The organism is Flagellimonas ochracea (assembly GCF_009903685.1).
Lineage (GTDB): Bacteria > Bacteroidota > Bacteroidia > Flavobacteriales > Flavobacteriaceae > Flagellimonas > Flagellimonas ochracea.
Genome location: NZ_JAAABI010000001.1, coordinates 698,415 through 717,619, shown reverse-complemented (window position 1 = coordinate 717,619; position 19,205 = coordinate 698,415). Strand labels below are relative to the sequence as shown.

The 19,205-nt window shown below is 40.4% G+C and carries 19 protein-coding genes; 6 read left to right on the top strand and 13 right to left on the bottom strand.

Annotated features, from left to right (window positions below):
• Positions 1-45 precede the first annotated feature (45 nt).
• Entirely contained in the window at positions 46-3,297 is a 3,252-nt protein-coding gene (locus GTQ34_RS03345) for a VPS10 domain-containing protein (protein WP_166522335.1), read from the top strand.
• Positions 3,298-3,304: 7 nt separating this feature from the next.
• Positions 3,305-3,955, top strand: a complete 651-nt coding sequence (locus tag GTQ34_RS03340; RefSeq protein WP_235914955.1) for a class I SAM-dependent methyltransferase — start codon at positions 3,305-3,307, stop codon at positions 3,953-3,955.
• Positions 3,956-3,965: 10 nt separating this feature from the next.
• Here GTQ34_RS03340 and GTQ34_RS03335 read toward each other — a convergent pair whose 3' ends face one another.
• Entirely contained in the window at positions 3,966-4,442 is a 477-nt protein-coding gene (locus GTQ34_RS03335; RefSeq protein WP_166522334.1) for a hypothetical protein, read from the bottom strand.
• A gap of 147 nt (positions 4,443-4,589) precedes the next feature.
• On the opposite strand from GTQ34_RS03335, the gene GTQ34_RS03330 reads away from it, so the two are divergent.
• From GTQ34_RS03330 to GTQ34_RS03320, 3 genes are all read left to right on the top strand, one after another.
• Complete coding sequence (locus tag GTQ34_RS03330; RefSeq protein ID WP_166522333.1) at positions 4,590-5,381, top strand: hypothetical protein; 792 nt, start codon at positions 4,590-4,592, stop codon at positions 5,379-5,381.
• A 127-nt stretch (positions 5,382-5,508) separates the two neighbouring features.
• Positions 5,509-6,879 carry an aldehyde dehydrogenase gene (locus GTQ34_RS03325; RefSeq protein WP_166522332.1) on the top strand — a complete coding sequence of 457 codons (1,371 nt, stop codon included), beginning with the start codon at positions 5,509-5,511 and terminating at the stop codon, positions 6,877-6,879.
• Between the two features lie 92 nt (positions 6,880-6,971).
• Positions 6,972-7,781, top strand: coding sequence for a universal stress protein (locus GTQ34_RS03320; protein ID WP_166522331.1), 810 nt, complete (start codon positions 6,972-6,974; stop codon positions 7,779-7,781).
• A 17-nt stretch (positions 7,782-7,798) separates the two neighbouring features.
• Here GTQ34_RS03320 and GTQ34_RS03315 read toward each other — a convergent pair whose 3' ends face one another.
• The 11 genes from GTQ34_RS03315 to GTQ34_RS03265 all read right to left on the bottom strand — a co-directional run bounded on the left by GTQ34_RS03315 (position 7,799) and on the right by GTQ34_RS03265 (position 17,564).
• Positions 7,799-8,464, bottom strand: coding sequence for a glutaredoxin domain-containing protein (locus GTQ34_RS03315; protein ID WP_166522330.1), 666 nt, complete (start codon positions 8,462-8,464; stop codon positions 7,799-7,801).
• A 643-nt stretch (positions 8,465-9,107) separates the two neighbouring features.
• Complete coding sequence (locus GTQ34_RS03310; protein WP_166522329.1) at positions 9,108-9,647, bottom strand: hypothetical protein; 540 nt, start codon at positions 9,645-9,647, stop codon at positions 9,108-9,110.
• A gap of 273 nt (positions 9,648-9,920) precedes the next feature.
• A complete protein-coding gene (locus tag GTQ34_RS03305) occupies positions 9,921-10,988 on the bottom strand; it encodes a DUF3800 domain-containing protein (protein ID WP_166522328.1) in 1,068 nt (355 codons plus the stop codon).
• 13 nt (positions 10,989-11,001) lie between these two features.
• Positions 11,002-11,508 carry a hypothetical protein gene (locus GTQ34_RS03300; protein ID WP_166522327.1) on the bottom strand — a complete coding sequence of 169 codons (507 nt, stop codon included), beginning with the start codon at positions 11,506-11,508 and terminating at the stop codon, positions 11,002-11,004.
• Positions 11,509-11,514: 6 nt separating this feature from the next.
• Positions 11,515-12,276: a hypothetical protein gene (locus GTQ34_RS03295; protein ID WP_166522326.1), complete on the bottom strand. Its 762-nt coding sequence runs from the start codon at positions 12,274-12,276 to the stop codon at positions 11,515-11,517.
• On the bottom strand, positions 12,266-12,856 hold the full coding sequence (locus GTQ34_RS03290) for a hypothetical protein (RefSeq protein WP_166522325.1): 591 nt from the start codon (positions 12,854-12,856) through the stop codon (positions 12,266-12,268). The genes GTQ34_RS03295 and GTQ34_RS03290 overlap by 11 nt, the downstream gene beginning before the upstream one ends.
• A 611-nt stretch (positions 12,857-13,467) precedes the next feature.
• Positions 13,468-14,472, bottom strand: coding sequence for a metal-dependent hydrolase (locus tag GTQ34_RS03285; RefSeq protein ID WP_166522324.1), 1,005 nt, complete (start codon positions 14,470-14,472; stop codon positions 13,468-13,470).
• A 107-nt stretch (positions 14,473-14,579) separates the two neighbouring features.
• On the bottom strand, positions 14,580-15,926 hold the full coding sequence (locus GTQ34_RS03280) for an APC family permease (protein ID WP_235914954.1): 1,347 nt from the start codon (positions 15,924-15,926) through the stop codon (positions 14,580-14,582).
• Positions 15,904-16,617, bottom strand: coding sequence for a protein-L-isoaspartate(D-aspartate) O-methyltransferase (locus GTQ34_RS03275; protein WP_166522323.1), 714 nt, complete (start codon positions 16,615-16,617; stop codon positions 15,904-15,906). Before GTQ34_RS03275 ends, GTQ34_RS03280 begins: the two co-directional genes overlap by 23 nt.
• 199 nt (positions 16,618-16,816) lie before the next feature.
• Positions 16,817-17,341 (bottom strand): GNAT family N-acetyltransferase, encoded by a 525-nt coding sequence (locus GTQ34_RS03270; RefSeq protein ID WP_166522322.1) that lies wholly within the window; start codon positions 17,339-17,341, stop codon positions 16,817-16,819.
• Positions 17,319-17,564 carry a hypothetical protein gene (locus GTQ34_RS03265; protein WP_166522321.1) on the bottom strand — a complete coding sequence of 82 codons (246 nt, stop codon included), beginning with the start codon at positions 17,562-17,564 and terminating at the stop codon, positions 17,319-17,321. Before GTQ34_RS03265 ends, GTQ34_RS03270 begins: the two co-directional genes overlap by 23 nt.
• A gap of 99 nt (positions 17,565-17,663) precedes the next feature.
• Here GTQ34_RS03265 and GTQ34_RS03260 point away from each other — a divergent pair, with 99 nt between their 5' ends.
• Positions 17,664-18,038 (top strand): winged helix-turn-helix transcriptional regulator, encoded by a 375-nt coding sequence (locus GTQ34_RS03260; protein WP_166522320.1) that lies wholly within the window; start codon positions 17,664-17,666, stop codon positions 18,036-18,038.
• Positions 18,039-18,099: 61 nt separating this feature from the next.
• Here the strand turns inward: GTQ34_RS03260 and GTQ34_RS03255 are convergent, their stop codons facing one another.
• On the bottom strand, positions 18,100-19,203 hold the full coding sequence (locus GTQ34_RS03255) for a hypothetical protein (protein ID WP_166522319.1): 1,104 nt from the start codon (positions 19,201-19,203) through the stop codon (positions 18,100-18,102).
• Between the last annotated feature and the right edge of the window lie 2 nt (positions 19,204-19,205).

Genomic DNA, 19,205 nt, shown 5'->3' with positions numbered 1-19,205 from the left:
GGCTTTTGGTTATCTTTCAACACTAATTCAACCAAAATATTCCCTATGAGACATTTTTATCTAAAAATCCTCCCTTTCTTACTAGTAACCCTTACAATTTCCTTTCAAAACTTCGCGCAAAAACCAGATTCATCCAGCTTTAAAGGGCTGGAATTCAGAAATATTGGTCCAGCGTTGACTTCAGGACGTATCGCAGATATTGCCATACATCCCAACAATGAAAACGTTTGGTATGTGGCTGTGGGTTCTGGAGGTGTCTGGAAGACCACCAATGCTGGAATTACCTGGAAGCCAATCTTTGATGACCAGCCCAGCTATTCCGTTGGATGTGTAACCATTGACCCAAACAATCCAAATATCATTTGGGTAGGTACTGGTGAGAATGTCGGTGGAAGGCACGTGGGCTTTGGTGATGGCATCTATGTAAGTCACGATGAAGGCAAAACATGGAAAAACAAAGGCCTTAAAGCCTCGGAGCACATCTCCAAAATCATAGTGCATCCCAATGATTCCAACATTATTTGGGTAGCTGTGCAAGGGCCACTTTGGAGCAAAGGAGGAGAGCGAGGGTTCTATAAATCCATGGATGGCGGAACAACTTGGAAAAAAACCCTGGGAGACAACGAATGGACCGGGGTGACAGACATGGTCATTGACCATACCAATCCTGATGTGCTGTACGCCGCAACCTGGGATAGGCACAGAACCGTTGCTGCCTATATGGGCGGCGGGCCGGGTTCTGGAATCCATAAGAGTACCGATGGGGGAGAGACCTGGACAAAATTGACCAATGGAATTCCTAAATCGAATATGGGAAAGATTGGATTGGCAATTTCACCTTTTAACAACGAAACCATTTATGCCGCTATTGAGTTGGACCGCAAAAAAGGAGGGGTATATATGTCGAATAACCGAGGAGGTTCTTGGACCAAACAATCCGATGCCGTTTCTGGTGGGACTGGACCACACTATTATCAAGAATTGTATGCTTCCCCGCATCAAGAGGGAAAGCTATATCTGATGAGCAATGTGGTACAGGTATCTGATGACCATGGAAAACATTTCGAGTTCATGAACGAAGAAAAGAAGCACGTGGACAGTCATGCCATGGCCTTTAAGCCATCAGACCCTGATTACGTCCTATTCGGAACAGATGGAGGGCTGTACGAATCTTTTGACTTGACCAAAACTTGGAGGCACTTCGGTAATTTGCCGCTTACCCAATACTATAAAATAGCGGTGGACGATACGGCTCCCTTTTACAATGTATATGGAGGCACACAGGACAACGGTTCCCATGGTGGTCCGTCCAGAACAAAAAGCAAAGCCGGAATATTGAATTCTGATTGGTGGATTACTCTTGGAGCCGATGGACATCAATCGGCCATAGAACCAGGAAATCCGGATATAACCTATGGTGAATTTCAGCAGGGTTGGTTATGGCGTGTGGACCAGACTACCGGGGAAACGGTTTTTATCCAACCCCAACCATCTGCTGGCGACCCACATGAAAGATTTAACTGGGATGCGCCCATTTTGGTAAGCCCACATAATCCAACACGACTTTACTTTGCCTCGTACCGTGTTTGGAAATCAGAGAATAGGGGAGATGATTGGACGGCCATTTCATCTGACTTAACCCGAAATGAAGAACGTATTACTTTACCCATCATGGGAAGGCAGCAAAGCTGGGACAATCCTTGGGATGTCGATGCCATGTCCAACTACAATACCATTACTTCTTTGACTGAGTCTCCGGTACAGGAGGGACTTATTTACGCTGGAACCGATGACGGCATTCTACAGGTGACAGAAGATGGTGGAAATACATGGCGAAAAATCATGCTCGGGGATATCAAAGGTGTTCCCAATAGAGCTTTTGTGAATGATGTTAGAGCGGATCTTAATGACGCAAGTACGGTTTATCTAATACTTGACAACCATAAAGAAGGAGATTTTAAGCCCTATGTCCTGAAAAGTACGGACAAGGGAAGAACATGGAGCTTCATCAATGGAGACCTTCCAAAAACGTTGTTGACTTGGCGGATTGTCCAAGACCATAAAAAGGCCAATCTGCTGTTTTTGGCCACAGAGTTTGGGGTTTACTTTACCAACAATGGAGGAACCAACTGGATTAAGCTTAAAGGAGGCTTGCCGACCATATCGTTCCGGGATATTACCATTCAACGTAGAGAAGATGATCTGGTCTTAGGTTCATTCGGTCGTGGCATTTACATTTTGGATGATATTTCACCTATTCGGGATTTTGATGCTACCGCAATGAAAGAAACTACCCTTTTCAAGGTAAAACCAGCTTATTGGTACATTGAAAAAGACGAAGTCTATGGACAGGGACATTCGCAATATGCAGCAAAGAATCCACCTTATGGAGCCGTCTTCACGTATTATCTTCCTGAGAAACTTAAAACTATGAAGGAGATTAGAACAGAAAAGGAAAAGGAGCTGAATAAAGATGGTAATAACATCCCTTTCCCTGGCTGGGATGCCTTAGAGGAAGAAACCAATCAGGAAAAACCAGCAGTTGTGCTGATAGTTAAGGATAGTGAAGGTAAGGTGGTCAATAAAGTGGATGGTACTAATAAAAAAGGGTTCAATAGGGTTGCTTGGGACCTTTCGTATGCGGATAGAAAGGGCATTCCCTTGAAAAGTACAGGCGGTGATCAGAACTTCTTTGCTTCCCCATATTTGGCTACCCCAGGAACTTATTCCGTAGAATTGTACCAAAGGGTAGATGGAAGATTGCAACAATTATCCACTGCACAAACTTTTGAGGTCAAACCACTTGGAAAAGGTGCGTTGCCCAGCAAACCTATTACCGAAATCGATGCATTTAGAGCAGAATTCCAACATTTCCAGCAAGATTTGATGGCGACTACCACTACCTTGGAAAAGAATTTGACCAAAGTTGACGCCATGAAACGGGCTTTGGATGAAGCTGTAAATCCAACCGCTGAACTGTCAAACAGGATTTACAATGTAAAATCCCAATTGTTGGCGCTTAATGCACAAGTTAACGGTAATCCAGCCAAAAATGAAATTGGCGAACGCAATCCACCATCACCGCAAGACGGTAATTTTGTTGGATTTGTAGCTCTTGGAAATACGTATGGGCCAACTGGAAACCATAAGGCCGCCTTTAGCCGTGCAAACAATCAGCTACAGGACATCAAGCAAGAATTGAATGTTTTGGTCAACAACACCATTCCTGCATTGGAAGCAAGTTTAAAGGCCGCAGGAGCACCTTGGATTGAGGGTCAAGGACTCATCCAAGATTAAATTCTATATGAAGCAACTTAAAATGTTTTTTATCCTTACCATGGGTTCGGTGATTGGGCTTCAGGCCCAATACACCGAATCTGATTGGGAGGAACGTGATCAATGGATGCAGACCGAAAAGCTCTTGAACCTCATGGAAATCGGTTCCGGGAACAAAGTAGGCGATATTGGAAGTCATGAGGGCTATTTAAGTATGCATTTGGCAAGAAAAGTGCTTCCAGATGGTAGGGTATATGCTGTCGATGTGCGTTCGGACCGATTGGAAACACTGAGAAGCAATGCCAACGATAGGGGACTAAAGAACATCATCACTATTTTGGGTGACTACGATGACCCAAAACTTCCCGAAAAGGAATTGGACGCCATATTCATCATTGATACCTATCACGAAATGAAAGCCTACGAAAAAATATTACAAGATGTCCGGCGTGCTTTAAAACCAGGAGGTAAAGTCATGATTCTTGAGAAATTAAAATCTTGGGTCAAAGGCAAGGATAGGGATGTACAAGTAGCATCACACTCATTGGGCCCCGAATATGTTCGCAACGAACTGAGACAAGCTGGGTTCGAAATTACTTTGGAGATTACAGATCACGGAGATTGGGAAAAAGAAAAAGATAAGCAGATGTGGGTGGTTATAGCAAAAAAACCAAACTAGCAGGAATAACTTATTGTCTTCTTGCGTAGACAAAGCTTCCAATTCCTGGTAAATCCTCGTCTATGTTATTGACCAAAGTTTCTCCCGAAATACGAAGACTTTCCAATTGACTACTTCCTTGAAATAAAACTTCGGTATCATTGGCTGTCCAGGTTCCCGTGGCAGAAGTTGTTCCAGAACATTGGGCAAAAAATAGTCCTCCTGTGATTCCAGTAATCGCCACATCGGACTGTTCAAATGTCCAGGAAAAATCGGCATCAATCAATAATGTTCCTGAAATGCAAGGCAACTCTTCCACTAAATTTGAAGAAGGTGTTCCGTCCAAATCTATATCCTGGGCGGAACTCACATTGACTTCAACTAAATCCCAAATTCCTATCACACTAAAATTAATAGTAGGTTGTGTAGATCCGTTATCATCGCTGCTACAGGACATCAGCAAGAACACTGCAGTTAATAGAAAGGATACTTTTATGGGGTTTTTCATAACAACATTTTTAGCAATGCTCTAAAATAATACAATTCGAAGAATAACTTAATGGCGCAAAGTACATTTTAACGATCAGTATTCCCTAAATACACTAAATAATGAGATGTGCCGTTATGCAAAGCATAACCCTCTTAACTAAATACTATGAAAAGTGTTATCCCAAAGATTTATAGCCTATTTTTTATGGGCCTTACTTTTTTTGTTTTACAATCCTGCAGTGAGGATGCCGAAAATGGAAACATTGAACAGGAATTGACACAAACCGAAGTGCAAACCATTATGGAAACAGACCAAGTTACAGGTGTTGCAGACAGCGCATTGGCCGAACTATATGCTGGAAATGGCATGTCAGGGAAAGTGGCCAAAAGCAATGACTGTTATGCTGCCGAATATACCGAAAATGGTTTTACTGCCACTTTTAACAACTGTGTGCTCAATGGCACAGAGAACGTAAACGGAACGTTGACCGTGGTTTATGAAGTAGGAGGGGAGGCAGCCTCCTTTACAGCCAACTATGAGGATTTTTATGTGGGGACCATCAAAGTGAATGGAACCCGCACCTATGTGATTGCTGGCGAAATGACAGGAAATTCAATATCGTTCTCAGTTACAAGTGATGTATCTGTTGAGTTTGAAGATGGAGAAACCATAGCCGAAACAGGAACAAAAACGTTTACATTCACCTTTGGTGAAGATCTGCAAAGCAGCTCCTTTGGTTTATCTGGTAGCTGGACTGTTCAGGCCGATGGCAATACCTATATGGTAGAAACCTTGGAAGATCTTCAAGGCAGTCTTTCTTGTCAATATTTGACCAGTGGCAGCATGGAAATCTCCAAAAATGGATTGCAGGTTGCGGTCGACTTTGGTGATGGCGAATGCGACGACACGGCCACCGTTACTTATCCAAATGGGGCGACAGAGGAAATAACCTTATAGCATATATTCAATCAAATAAAAGAGACAAGCACCGATAATATCGGTGCTTTTTTTATTGGTCTTCATTTTTGATTGATTTTGCTTTGTCCTGTTTAGGTTATCTTTAGGGTAATAAATCCTACTTACCATGGTTAAAGATGTTGTTGATGCCCAAAATGCATTTTTTACTTCACAAAAAACGAAAAGTGTTCCTTTTAGAAAACAGTATTTAAAACGTTTGAAACAGGAAATCGAAGCGCGCGAAGATGATATTTGCGATGCACTTCATTCCGATTTTAAAAAACCAAAATTTGAGGCTTTGGGTACGGAGACCCAAATCGTGTTGGCAGAACTTTCCATGGCCATCAAAAAGGTCGCTCGGTGGGGCAGACCGGAACGGGTATCCAGCTCATGGGTCCATTTTCCGTCTACGGATTGGATTTATTCTGAGCCTTATGGCAAAGTACTCATCATCGCACCATGGAATTACCCCTTTATGTTGACATTGGTCCCTTTGGTGGGAGCATTGGCCGCTGGAAACACTGCTGTACTGAAACCTTCAGAACTCAGCCCCCATACCTCCAAGGTCATCTCCGAAATCATCCAAAAAGTGTTTCCTCCAGAATATGTAACGGTGGTGGAGGGGGATGTTGAAGTCTCCAAAGCACTTTTGGCCGAAAAATGGGAGTACATTTTCTTTACCGGGAGCACTCGGGTGGGCAAAATTATCTATCAAAGTGCAGCTGAACAAATGACCCCGGTTACGCTGGAGCTGGGAGGGAAAACTCCCTGTATTGTCGATGAAACCGCAGGTATCAAGCTCGCGGCCAAACGTATTGCCTGGGGAAAATTTTTAAACGCAGGGCAAACCTGTGTGGCACCGGATTATGTTTTGGTTCATAAAAAGGTTAAAGACACCTTGGTGGACCATCTAAAAAAGAACATCATTAAGTTTTATGGTGAGAACATCAAGGCTTCTCCAGATTTTGCGCGAATCAGCTACCAAAAGCATTATGAGGGATTAAAAGCGATGCTCCAAGAACAAAAGGTATTGTTTGGCGGCAACTGTGATGACCAAGAACGCTATATAGAGCCTACTTTGGTTGATGAACCTAGTATGGACAGTGCATTGATGGAAGATGAGATTTTTGGTCCTATTTTGCCCCTTATTTCTTATGAAAAGGAAGAAGATCTGCTTCAATTGATTGGAAAGTTCCCAAAACCGTTGGCATTTTACCTGTTTTCCAAGGACAAAAAGTTCCAAAAACGGGTAATGGAACGGTATGCCTTTGGTGGGGGAACCATCAACGATGTGGTAGTGCAGATTGCGAACAAGCATTTGCCGTTTGGAGGTGTAGGCCATTCTGGAATAGGGGCCTACCATGGTAAACATTCTTTTGACCTATTTTCCCATAAAAAATCCCTGGTAAAACGAGCTACATGGTTGGATGTTCCCATTCGCTATGCGCCCTATACCATCCCAATACGCTGGGTGAAGAAAATTAAACATTTGTTTTAGTAAAAGAAGCTGGGCAGCGATTGTATTAATCTAACGTTAAAAACGCTTTACAAACCGCTGTTTAGGTATTATCTTTAGGAAAAACACTGCCAATGAGCCCTAAAACAACCAAAAACAAGTACCGGATTTCCGTATTATTGGATCTGACCAAAGCTTCCGAAACCATATTGACAAATGCCGTACAATTGGCCAAGGCCATTGATGGAAGTGTGGCCGTTTTTCACGTAAAGCCGGCCCTATCACTAGTGGACCGGGAGAGCCAATTATCGGCCATACGCAACATTCGCGACCAAGAAAAAAATACTTTAAACACCTTGCAGCAGTTGGTGAACACCGTGGGGGAGCAGGAAAACATCACCATTCCATTCACCATGGCCAGCGGAAACGTAAAAAATCGTATCCAAACTTATATAGCCGAAGAAAAGCCGGATATTCTGGTGCTGGGCAAGCCCCGGTCTAGAACCAATTTGTTGGGGGCCAGTATCACCGATTTTGTGGTGGACAAAATAAACACCCACGTGCTGATCATGGTGGAAGATCATAAACTGGATACGTTTAAAGGCTTGAGTCTGGGCATATTTGGCAATACACTTCCCAAAAACGGTCAGGATATCATTTCGGATTTAAAACAGGATAATGACAAACCCATTCGGGTGTTCCAGATTAAAAGCCAACAGTCCTCGCATACAGAATCGGAGACAGCTGCGCAACACAAAACCATTGACTATGTGTTTACCGAAGGTGCCAATGCTTTGGATAGTTTGGTAAAATACGTACATCGAACCAATACAGAGTTATTGTGCATTCCCAAAGGGAACAAAAAAACGTTTGCATTTAAGAGCAACCCGTCCAAAGAGGTGTTACGAAAATCGGATGTGCCCATATTGATTATGGGTTCGTAGCAGATCAGGGTGCATGCTTACTCTTTTTCCACTTCTTCCATCATTTGTTCGAAAGTGGTAATCCAGCTGTAAAGTCTACCGCCCAAACTAATAATGGGGCTGGACAACGAATCCATTTCTTGGGTTGACTTGGACAAAAATGTGCCCAATTGTGCCTTTATTTCGGGTTTTTCATCCAAGGAAATACTTCTAAAAATGAAATTTTGGGCATTGAGTTGGTTTACAATGCTATCACAAGTATCACAACCCTTGGAGGTGTAGATGGTGATTTGCTTTTTGGGCTTGACCTTGGGTGGTGGAATATCCAATACCTCGTATTCCTTTTTCAATGCGCGTTTTGATAAACTGTCATTGGTCCTTAAAGTTTTCGTGTATTGTGGTTGTTTGCCCCGGAGCAAAATAATGGTCTTTAAATGGACCCTGGATGCTGCAGGAACCCGAATCCATCTGGGTTTGGCCGCACTCTGTCTAAAATTGGAACCTTTGACCTCAAAGAACACATCGTAGTCCGTGAAGGAATGGTTTTCCGCATAAAAAGCGATTCGGTTTTTGGACTTGGTCTCAGTGACTTTTACCAGATTGGCTTGGGCATAGCCAAAGGACGTCCCAAAGCAAAGCAATAGCCCCAAGAGTACGGAAAGCCTGGAAGAAAGTTTTGTGATCTGTGGATAAGACAAACGCATAGCGTAAAATAAAACAATTCATTTGATTTTTAATGGAACTGGGGAGAAAGCAAACATTTTATCGGTTTGACTCGATATATGGGGTCCCAAATTATCTATTTTACATAATGTAAATTATGATACAGATTGATATATAAGTATTTCAGGTTCAAACCTTTAGCTGTAAGTCATAATTCTATTATGTAAAATATCCCTCACATTAATAGCATTTAAGTGAATTACCAACAGGGTCATCAACCTGTTTAATTTACGTAGCTTCAAATTTTCCACACGGAATAAAATTTATTCTAAACTTCGAAATTCCGCAACCCTGGCGACAAACCTTCCGTCTGTACTCATAATTAGTCGTTATGTAAAATAGCCGCTGCCAAACGCTCGATTGCTTTTTAAAATCAAATTGCTCTGGCAATTTATTTTAAACACAATTTGCCATCGCTTGCCAACGCCATTTAAAAGCTAGCCTTTTAGATTCATTGAAAATTTGAGTATTCAAGGAAATGTGTGCAAGATTTTTTCTACGACATTCTCGTCAGCTTGCCGCAACAGCTAAAATTTTCTCTGCGAGCAAAATTCTTAGCCCTTGCTACCTCTCGTCTTGTTTGAAGCTTTCCTTTAGGTGCTTCTAACATTATGTCAAATTGGATTAAAGTTTTTTAAGCTCATTTCTGAAATCTAAAATCCCTTCGTGGCTGCCAAGTTTGAACTTGTAATTTATTTCTTCACCCCATATAAAATCTCCTATTTCATTTGCCGTTTTAATAATGGGAATAAGATATTTAGCTAGAAACTGGTCAATGTTTAAATCTTCTTTATAATTCATGTGGGCAATTCTATCGTTTCTATGCTTGACCTTAATATGATTTATTTGAATTCTATATTTTTTTAAGCTGCTATCTAATTTTTTTAATGTTTTTTGGTCTTTAAAACTTCTTTTTAGTTCTTTTTGAATTTTTCTAAACGAGAATTTAGACCTGTCATCATCCAAGTTGGTTAGATGCAGTATCAAACCATTTTCCATATATCTAAGGGCGCTATATTCAGCAAATACGTCATGCCGGCTTAAATTCTTGAAGGCATATGGCAGTTGGTTTATTTTTCTAAAAAAGCTATAAGAAAGAATGTTTATGTCAATAATTTCTACCCTTAGCGTAGCATATTCCTTTTTTTGTTTTTCTGTAATCATTATTAGTCTTTTATGTTTTCTTATCTTTTTTTCTTGATAAAAAAAGAAACAAAAAAATCAAGGCTTATAGATAATTTTAGAAACAATGTACGGGTCGGTCGCTATATTTTAGGATCCATTGTAACCATTAAGACTACTTCAAGGTTAAAAGAATCGGGTTGATTATCAAGAAAAATTGTAACCAAACCCCTAAAATATGGCCGCTCCTCTCCCCTATTGTTTTCGCCAAAATTCTCTTAGGCCGGTTGCTATCATCTTATCATGGAACCATATTTACCTGAAACCTTGCGGGAAATTGGTAGCCAAAAAATCGAGCGGGTTTATTCCTTTGCCTTGCGACATTCCTAAAGCTTCTGGCGAAACATCATCTGTTGGCCAAATACTTTGTGCATTAGATAATTCAAATAATCTTGAATCTTTTATTTGTTTAGAAAATTTCTCAAAACGACCCTCTTCATTATTGTAGGCAAACGCTAAAGAACTAGCAATTAAGTCCGCACATTGAACACCAAATTCATTAACAGAATTCACCAACTCAACTGAATTTATTTGATGTGGGAAAGTCATTGTCCTGTTGTCATATCCAATCTCAATTTTCTTTTTAGTTGTATTACTCAATTCAAGTGTCTTTTCTATGTAAAGATTATAATGTTCTAATTGTTTCGACCGATCAAAACGAACATCAATTTTTTTTCCCAAACGCTTAGACCATTTATCACACAGTACTAAAAAAGTAGAAAAAGTTACATCAATGGTAAAGCGGTCAATTGCTTCTATTATTTCATCAATATGCCTCTTACTTTCCTTTATAGGTTTTAGAATTTCCTTTTCTTCAATTTGGCTATACAACTCTTCAACCAAAATGTAGAAATTTTTAATAGCCGTTGCGTCCTTTGTCCGTACCATTTCTACAAATGACTCAAGGAATTTTTTAAAAAGCTGTTTGTTCCAGAAAAAATTGCCAAAATAAAATAGATGATTAGTAAAGGCTATATGTCTTCCATTAATATATATGTCATAACCTTTGTGGTGTAGAACAATTTCTGCCAGTAAATCTACGATCTGACCGCAGGTGGCGAACTCTTTATTTACATAGTATAATATCACGTATTGTTCGTGAATCCATTTACTATTTAAAAAAGAAAGAATTTTTCTGCGACCTGCGCCACTTTTTTTCAAACTCTTAAAGTGTATTTCTCCATCTACCCCAAAGAATTCTTTAATTTTTTGTTGGTGTTCCACCAAATAATTTACGGATGCTAAAACAAATACTTTTTGGTCTTGATTAAGCATATCTTGACCAGTATTTCCAGATTCATCGAAGTAGATAGTACTTGCCATATTGAATTATCACTTAGACTAACAAAGTATTTTTAATATAGGCAATACCTGTATCAGACACCCTATAGCCACCTTTATGCTTGAACACTTTCTTTGTGGACATATTAGACTTCATAAATGCTGATGCATTTGATAATTTCACCCCCTGTTCAACCAGCAAATTTGACGCTTCTCGTGTTGAAAAAATTCTTTCTTCTGATAAGAGCTGAGCATAGTATCCCGCCAAAAGAATTTTATCCACATCCTTTGCGCTATTGGGTAGTTTATGATATAACTCTCCAAAAGACAGTTCGCTAATTGAATCCATAGAATCACTTGATTTTATTTTATTGGTTTCAATGGCTTCTCCAAGAGTGCTATTCTCACCATTGGATTGGCTATTCTGCGAAGAATCTGAAGAGTAAATCTTGTCCAAAAAGGAATCTATTGTTTCATTGTATTTTGCGATGAACTCTTCAGAACCCTCTATTTCAAATTCTCTGGAAGTCAGGTTTATTCTAATTTTCGACTTTTCATCCATAATATTTTATTTATTTAATTTTAGTATTAGTCTTTCTGCTTCTGCTTTACCCGATGGAGATATCCAACATTTTCCATCACCTTTATTTATTTCTATCAACCTTGCCTTATGTAAAGGTTCAAGCACTAGTTTTAGGAAGTTTGGTTTGTTCTGGTATTCAATAACCAAGCGCATGTCTTCTAACTTCCTTGGACTTTCATCAAATAGAAGAATTAAGACTTGATTCTTCGCTGAGACCTTACTATTTAAGATTCTTTGCGAGTTTTCGCCTTTCCACAAAACATCTATATTTCTTTCAGCTATAGCGTCCACTATTCTCTGGGTTTCGTTAATTGCCAAACCAGATGTCAGACGGATGATTTCTGCCAGCACCCATTTAACAGAATAAAAAATTAGAGTTGCGTCCATTTTATTTGGTGAAATCTTTCCAACATGTCCCACACCTCGCTTGTTCCTTATGTTGAAAATACTTTTCAAAGTTCTAGGTATCAACATTCTAAAAGATTCGTCTCCACTGGCGTTTTCGTACTGTTTCAATACGGCATCATTGAAATTTGTCAGTTTAGAACCATACGGAGTAAAAGACCCGAACAACTCAAATTCAAGTATTCTTCGAACCGATTCTACAAAGTGTCCAGCATCTAATTCACTAGACTTCCATTTTTGTATCACAAAATTCTCTTCTATCTCTTGGTAGGATTCAAGGAGTCGTTCTGTAATTTCATTGCCATACCTAGCAAGCAAAATTGGATGTACTTTACTCACCATTGAGTTGCTTTATAAGATTTTCTGCTTCTTTTATTCCTGGTCTTATAAGCTTAGCCGATTGGCTCTGTCCAGAACCACTTATAAGAAAAAGCTTCTTTTGCTTATTCATATGCTTTGAAAAGTTGGGTTTGTCAACTTCACCATAATCAACACACATGTCCCTAAGTTCTTTAAATGAAACTTCTAAAACCTCCAGTTGCATTTTACCCCACATATATAGTAGTATAACATTCATCATTTTCTTTGCGGTAGTATTGCCCGGTACATCCGCAATTACCTTAACTGTTTCACCGTCTATAACAATAACATTCTCGAAAGATAATCCTGAACTCGCGCTAGAATGTTTCTTCTCTTCTACATAGTCTATTACCTCAATGTCTTCGGTGGGCGGAAGGAGGACTGTTTTTTTTCTTTGTATGCCAACATTTTCTTGTACCACAAGGTTTTCAAGACTACCTTGTATGATAGATTTAAAATTTTCGATTTGTTCATTAACAAATTCTTCGTTTCCAGATATTTCAAATTCCTTGCTCTTCAAGGAGAATTTTATTCTGGCTTTATGGGATGTTTTTGACTCCATGATAAAAAATGATTTAAAATTTGAAATCATCTAGTCAAAATGTGTGTCAACTTTATTTTTATGCAATCTCCTTCCATCCCTAGCATACCAAATCGATAAAAGGATATATTATAACGATTATCAGTACTTTATTGCCAATATGTCATAAAAATTGATTCTTTTGACAGTGACATTATGTCAATATATATTTGTTAGTAATCATTTATACTAAAATTTTTAGTGTTAATAAATAAGCATTTACTATTTGTTATAACATAACTTTCTTTATATCAACGAGATAACAAATTATTGAAATGAATATTTATTATATAAACTAGTACAGTTAATATTTTAATAATTTTTGTTTTATTAGAATTCATCTTGTATATGATTTTTAGGAATAGATTCTTTTTTCCATTCCACACACATTCCCCTACCCTACGGGCAGTGAAAAAAGTGTTCCATTACCTTGTTTAAAGAAGATTTTCTGGCAATTCAGCACAAACTTTTCCAACGCTTCACCTCGCTCCTACTTCAAAAGGTCTACCAAACCTTTTTCATTTGGCCGTACCAAAGCTCAAGTTACATAACGCAGAACATTATAGTACAAATGCTTGCTTATAGCAAATGTTCTATGACTTACCCTGTATTCGTTCCCACAATACAGATAACAAATAGTTGGCATCCCGGCCCGTTTTTGGCGTTTCGGAAGCGGTAATTCGGCCGTTTACCTTTTTCAGCAGGTAGGAAAAGGCAAAAAATGGAGGTTGGTTCTTTCGGGGAATGAGCCCAAATCGCAAATCATAAAAGTACCACTGGCCTTTTTTTTGTTCCAGAATAAACCAGCCCTCTGCGATGTTCATTAAGCGCTGTACATTGGGGTATTTCATAATATTGGCAGCGGCTTCACGATTTTTGGGATAGACCGTAAAATGAATCGGGGCTGAATCAAAAAAGGAATAATCGGCAATGAGATAATTTTCCGGGGTTTCAATATTGGCATTCCACAACAGGGTGGTCATCGGTGCTGGTCGGGTACTAATGTTGCTAAAAGCAATATTTTGGTCATTCAAGGCCCGTTCAAATTTGTTGTTCACCACTTCTTTGATAACCAATGTCAGCAACAAATATGACGTTGAAATGGTCAAGCCAGCCGTGTTAAGGCGTCTTCTCGTGTTGGAATCCCGTGTATAAAACAAGACCATTACGGTAAGCACCAAAAAAGGAAGCGTGTACAGGGGGTCAATCACAAAAATGGAGTTGAACGCCAAACGCGCTTTAAACGGCCAAAAAAGTTGTGTTCCCCAGGTAGTAAAGGAATCCAACAATGGATGTGTAAACAGACCCCAAAAGAAGAGCTTGGCCCAGGGTTTCCAGCCCAGATTGGATTTTCGTTCGAGTTTGTTGACCGTCCACCCCAATATTGGGGCGAACAGCATACTGAATACGATGGAATGGCTAAACCCTCGATGGAATTCGATGGCCGTAATCGTGTCCGTAAAAATATTGGCGAGGATGTCCAAATCGGGAATGGTACCCGCAATGGCCCCATAGAGCAACGCTTTGTTACCTACTTTTTTTCCCAAGGTGGCCTCCCCTACCGCGGCACCCAATACAATTTGAGTCAGTGAATCCAAAATGAAATCCTTTAACCGCTAAAATAGGGATTCCAAAGATTACTGCACACTTTGGAAAAGAAGCCTTATCATGCCCATTTCAAAAGGTGTGCTGGCATATTCAACTTTTATCCATTGGTTTTTTGTTTTCTCGCATATCGCATATCAATTTTATACACGATAAAACCCAAAAGTAGGTTAAGCAAGCCCAAACCGGTTTCCAGTGGTTGTGCTAGTAATAGATAGATTAAAATCCAACCACTCAATACCAAAAAAATCAGCTGAGGAATTGGAAAAATGGGACTTTTAAAAGCTCCCCTATATGTTGTGCTTTCTTTTTCCCTTCGTACAACAAATACCCCAGCAACGGCCAAAGCAGCAAACAACTGGAGTATGAAACCACTGTATATCAAAACCTGTTCAAAGGTTCCGGTCAACAAAAGGACCAAGGTCATGAGCGTTTGCAACCAAATGGCGCGAACAGGTATTGCTTTTTTTGTTTTTTTGGAAAACCATCGCCAAAGCAGATGGTCTTCTGCCATAACTTGGGTCACCCTGGGCCCTGCCCACACCATGGCGCTTATGCTCGATAACAACATCAATGCAATGGCAAAGCTTATGAGTTCACCTCCTGTCTCCCCAAAAAGTGAAACAGCCGTGATTTGTCCAATTTCCAACTGTCCTTGCAACGCCTCCAATGGGCTTTGTCTAAGAAATACAAAGTTTAGCAATAGATACAGAAGGCTAACGACCGCTGTTCCCAGAAGAAGTGCTTTGGGAAGTGTCCTCCGGGCATCGTGAATCTCATCAACAATGTAGGCGGCTGCATTCCATCCTGAATACGAAAACGAAACATACACAAAGGATACAGCAAAAGCGGGCAACAGAAGTTCTTCTTTCCAGCTTTGACCCCATACCACCGCCGAAGCATCGGGTGTTCGGACTAAGCCGTAATAAATGAATATCGCTATTAGAACTACTTTGAGCGTTGTGGTGATGTTTTGAAGTATACTGCTCTTCTTTATGCTTAGGGAATGGAAAAAGCTTATGAACAATACAGTTCCAAAGGCCAGGGACAACCCCGAAATGGATAAATAGGGTCCAACATAAGCTCCCAGGGCCATTGCCGCTAGGGCAACGGGGGCCGAAAACCCTATGGTCAGGGATACCCATCCCGATAAGTAGCCCAAAATGGGGTGAAAAGCTTTGGAAAGAAAATGGTATTCTCCGCCTGAACGCAACCAATGGCTACCCAATTCCGCATAGCTCAATGCACCGCACAAAGCCATCAGGGCACCTAAAGACCAAAGTATGAGAATGGACCAGCTGTTTTGAGTTGATATCAGTTGAAATCCTAAACTGGTAAAAATCCCAACACCGATCATATTGGCCACAACAATAGCTGTTGCGGTGAACCATCCTATAGTTTGGCTTGCCATTTTGAGACAGAATTCACCCCTTGTTCTTTTTTTCATCCCTGGTAAAAGGAACAAAACGAACGGGCATTACGTTCTTTTTGATGATCTTATTTTTTTTCTTTTCTACAAGAATCAACTGTCTTATTGCATTGTGGGGACCAACTGGAATTATCATCCTACCCCCTAGTTTTAATTGGTCTAAAAGAGGTTGGGGAATCGATTCAGCTCCTGCGGTAACCATTATAGCATCAAAAGGGGCTTTTTCTGGCCATCCATTGTATCCATCTCCCCATCGAACCACCACATTCTTATATCCCAATTTTTGCAGTAGATTTTTGGAAGACAACGCCAATTCCTCAACTATTTCAATGGTATAGACCGAATCTGCAATTTTAGAGAGTACAGCGGCTTGGTACCCCGAACCTGTGCCAATCTCAAGCACCCTATGGGACCGTTTTAAGCGCAGTGTTTGGGTCATGAAAGCAACTATATACGGTTGTGAAATGGTCTGTCCCTGCCCAATGGGTAAAGGACGGTCTGAATAGGCAAACACCTTTTGGTCTTTGGGAACAAACTCGTGCCTAGGAACATTTAACATTGCGGAAAGTGTTGCAGGATGATTGATTCCGCGAGCCTGTATTTGCGACTTGACCATTACCTTGCGTTGTTCCAGATAGCTCACTTGGCCTTTAACCGAAAACACGTTCAGTATTAGAAAGAACAAAAAGATGGTCACTCGTTTTTCCATTAGTATAGCAGCACTTCAATAATTCTTTGTGGTATGTTACAAGTTAGAAAGAATATAGCGGAATACGAGAGTTTTGACAAATCTGTAACACTTCTTGTTGAAAATTCAAAACAAACTCCGTTTTCCGTGGACAGTTCCATGCTTTTCCAAAACATCAAAAAGCTAATTAAACACCCATATATTATAATATAGTAGAAGCCTAGGCACTTTTAATCTTCTTTGACATCGCCATAAAATCAAAAGTGTCTTTTCCAATGCTGAATTGGTGCTCACCAACGGTTGTGAAATCATTTTTTTCGTAAAACCGTATGGCTCTTTGATTGCCCTTGTAAACGGATAACCAGATATGTGCACAGCCGCTTGCTTTTGCTTTTTCCAACAACAGGTCTTGCAGTCGTTTTCCAATTTTCATGGACAAAAAGTCCTTTAAAACATAGATTTTTTGTAGTTGGCCCAAATTTTCTGAGGTAATAAAGGGAGAGGGTGATTTAAGTTTCAGTTTGGCATAGCCCACCGGAAGCTGATCCACAAAAGATATCCAGTATATATTGTTTTCTTTCTCAATACTTCGTGCAATCTTAGCAATCCCAAAAGTGGCGTTCAGGTATTCTTTTAAACCGTTTTGGTCACTAAACAAATTGCCAAAAGTCTCGGTAAACGTGATTCGACCCAACAAAGCAATGAAAGTGGCATCTTCCTTTTTAGCCAATCTTATTTGTTCCATAAATCGTAGCTTTTATTTTATATAATCGATATCCGTGCAAAATCAAAGCAACAGAGCAGCCTATTGCAATGGGCAAAGCGTCTGTTAGAATTCCATAAAATATATAAATGCCATTGGCGGCCAATGAAATCGTCCGTAACCGCTTTTCCCCTTTTACCGACATGGAATATAGACTGAGAAGCAGTGCGAAATAACCGATGGTATCTGCAAATGGAGTTGCCATGGGTTTATATATTTAGACTATACTTTTTACAGTATAAAAGTATTTCTAATATCTTCACTATGCAATAACTGTCATGGTTGACAGTATAAAATACTCTTCATGATAGTTGATGGAAAACAGAAAGCCTATATAGTCGAAGGCCAAGTCTTTCACTGCGGCACCAATGCCACCCTGCATTTTATAGGAGGCAAATGGAAAAGTATTATCATCTGGTATCTTAGGAACGGTGCAATGCGTTTCTCAGAACTGAAAAGATTGATGCCCGATATTACAGAAAAAATGCTAAGTCTTCAACTGAAGGCGTTGCAGGCAGATGGTATCTTGGAGCGAAAGGTTTTTGGCACCAAGCCCCCAATTCGTGTGGAATACTCTTTATCCACCTTTGGGGAAAGCTTTGTTCCTGTTGTTCAAAAAATTACAGAATGGGGCATTCAATATGCCCAATCAAAGGGTAGACTTGTTGAGATTGGTTGACCGGTTTTTATGACTTGTTAAATAACATGGCGACCTACAAAAACCAGTTAATCTAAAATGCTTATTCTATTTTCAATCCCTGTGCATTGGCAAACCTTCCCGTAACCAACCAGCCTCCAAAATTTTCTGACACGGCTAGCAAAAGAGTGTTCTTTCCTTTTTTAAGATTGAGGTATACGGCATCAAAGAGGCCAATGGTGCCCAGATATCGGTAATCTCTGGTCCGGAAGCCGTTGGTGCCTTTGTAGATGGGCTGTCCGTTTAACAGGACCACTACCCTATCACTGTATCCGAATTCGAACAGTCGGATCTGGTCTCTTTTTGCCGTAATGCTGATTTTGGCAAAAACGGTATTCCCTGGGGTATTGTCCCGTAGTTCCACTTTCCTTGAAATATTGGCGGCGACCCCTTCTTCCAGGACTATTTTTTCGCCCCATTTGCGACCATCGATGAGCGATTGAAGATCATTGGGTTCATCCAATAGTTGCTCCTCAAACTTATCAGACACCTCCCACTGCGCTATGGCCCCTTCAATGGACTCTCGCTCGCCGGGTTTAAAGTCCTTGATTTCATAAGCCTCGTTATTGATCTTGAAATTGGCCAGATGCATACCACTTGCTCCCCCACCCGTAAAACTCAACCCACCGGCCTTGACCTCATGGAACAATTGCCATGATAAATTGGGCTTTTCAGCGTGGTCGAGATACACCTGTGCCTTATCCTCATGAACCACAATCTTCACATGCATCCATTCATCTACCGGATAATCGTAGACAAAGGAATACTTAGGTCCGAAATAAAATTGCCATGGGCTTATGCCCTTGGTCAGGGGAACAGCCTGGTTGGCATCTGGATTACCTGATTGGTGTGGACGAATATAGAAATGTTCGGCATTGGTTCCATTCACTCTAAAATAGACACCTGGGAACCCTCGGGTCTCCTTCATATAAATGTCATACTCAATGGTTCCATTCAAGAAAGAGGCATCTTTCAAGGTCATCCTCCCCGCCTGCAGATAAATGGCGTCATTCCCCTTGAAGGGTTCGAGTACGTAAGATCGGGCATTGATATCCCAATGGACCGTATCCAGAGGAATGGTTTCTTGGCCGAGTCCGACGGTCACATAAAAAAGTAGAAACACAAAAGAAATAGTTGACTTGAACATGT

Coding starts and splice junctions, on each gene's coding strand:
- GTQ34_RS03260 (WP_166522320.1), top strand. CDS start 17,664: ATGATAGTTGATGGAAAACAGAAAGCCTATATAGTCGAAGGCCAAGTC.
- GTQ34_RS03265 (WP_166522321.1), bottom strand. CDS start 17,564: ATGGCAACTCCATTTGCAGATACCATCGGTTATTTCGCACTGCTTCTC.
- GTQ34_RS03305 (WP_166522328.1), bottom strand. CDS start 10,988: ATGGCAAGTACTATCTACTTCGATGAATCTGGAAATACTGGTCAAGAT.
- GTQ34_RS03290 (WP_166522325.1), bottom strand. CDS start 12,856: ATGGAGTCAAAAACATCCCATAAAGCCAGAATAAAATTCTCCTTGAAG.
- GTQ34_RS03270 (WP_166522322.1), bottom strand. CDS start 17,341: ATGGAACAAATAAGATTGGCTAAAAAGGAAGATGCCACTTTCATTGCT.
- GTQ34_RS03320 (WP_166522331.1), top strand. CDS start 6,972: ATGAGCCCTAAAACAACCAAAAACAAGTACCGGATTTCCGTATTATTG.
- GTQ34_RS03280 (WP_235914954.1), bottom strand. CDS start 15,926: ATGAAAAAAAGAACAAGGGGTGAATTCTGTCTCAAAATGGCAAGCCAA.
- GTQ34_RS03295 (WP_166522326.1), bottom strand. CDS start 12,276: ATGGTGAGTAAAGTACATCCAATTTTGCTTGCTAGGTATGGCAATGAA.
- GTQ34_RS03340 (WP_235914955.1), top strand. CDS start 3,305: ATGAAGCAACTTAAAATGTTTTTTATCCTTACCATGGGTTCGGTGATT.
- GTQ34_RS03300 (WP_166522327.1), bottom strand. CDS start 11,508: ATGGATGAAAAGTCGAAAATTAGAATAAACCTGACTTCCAGAGAATTT.
- GTQ34_RS03310 (WP_166522329.1), bottom strand. CDS start 9,647: ATGATTACAGAAAAACAAAAAAAGGAATATGCTACGCTAAGGGTAGAA.
- GTQ34_RS03335 (WP_166522334.1), bottom strand. CDS start 4,442: ATGAAAAACCCCATAAAAGTATCCTTTCTATTAACTGCAGTGTTCTTG.
- GTQ34_RS03315 (WP_166522330.1), bottom strand. CDS start 8,464: ATGCGTTTGTCTTATCCACAGATCACAAAACTTTCTTCCAGGCTTTCC.
- GTQ34_RS03345 (WP_166522335.1), top strand. CDS start 46: ATGAGACATTTTTATCTAAAAATCCTCCCTTTCTTACTAGTAACCCTT.
- GTQ34_RS03325 (WP_166522332.1), top strand. CDS start 5,509: ATGGTTAAAGATGTTGTTGATGCCCAAAATGCATTTTTTACTTCACAA.
- GTQ34_RS03255 (WP_166522319.1), bottom strand. CDS start 19,203: ATGTTCAAGTCAACTATTTCTTTTGTGTTTCTACTTTTTTATGTGACC.
- GTQ34_RS03330 (WP_166522333.1), top strand. CDS start 4,590: ATGAAAAGTGTTATCCCAAAGATTTATAGCCTATTTTTTATGGGCCTT.
- GTQ34_RS03275 (WP_166522323.1), bottom strand. CDS start 16,617: ATGGAAAAACGAGTGACCATCTTTTTGTTCTTTCTAATACTGAACGTG.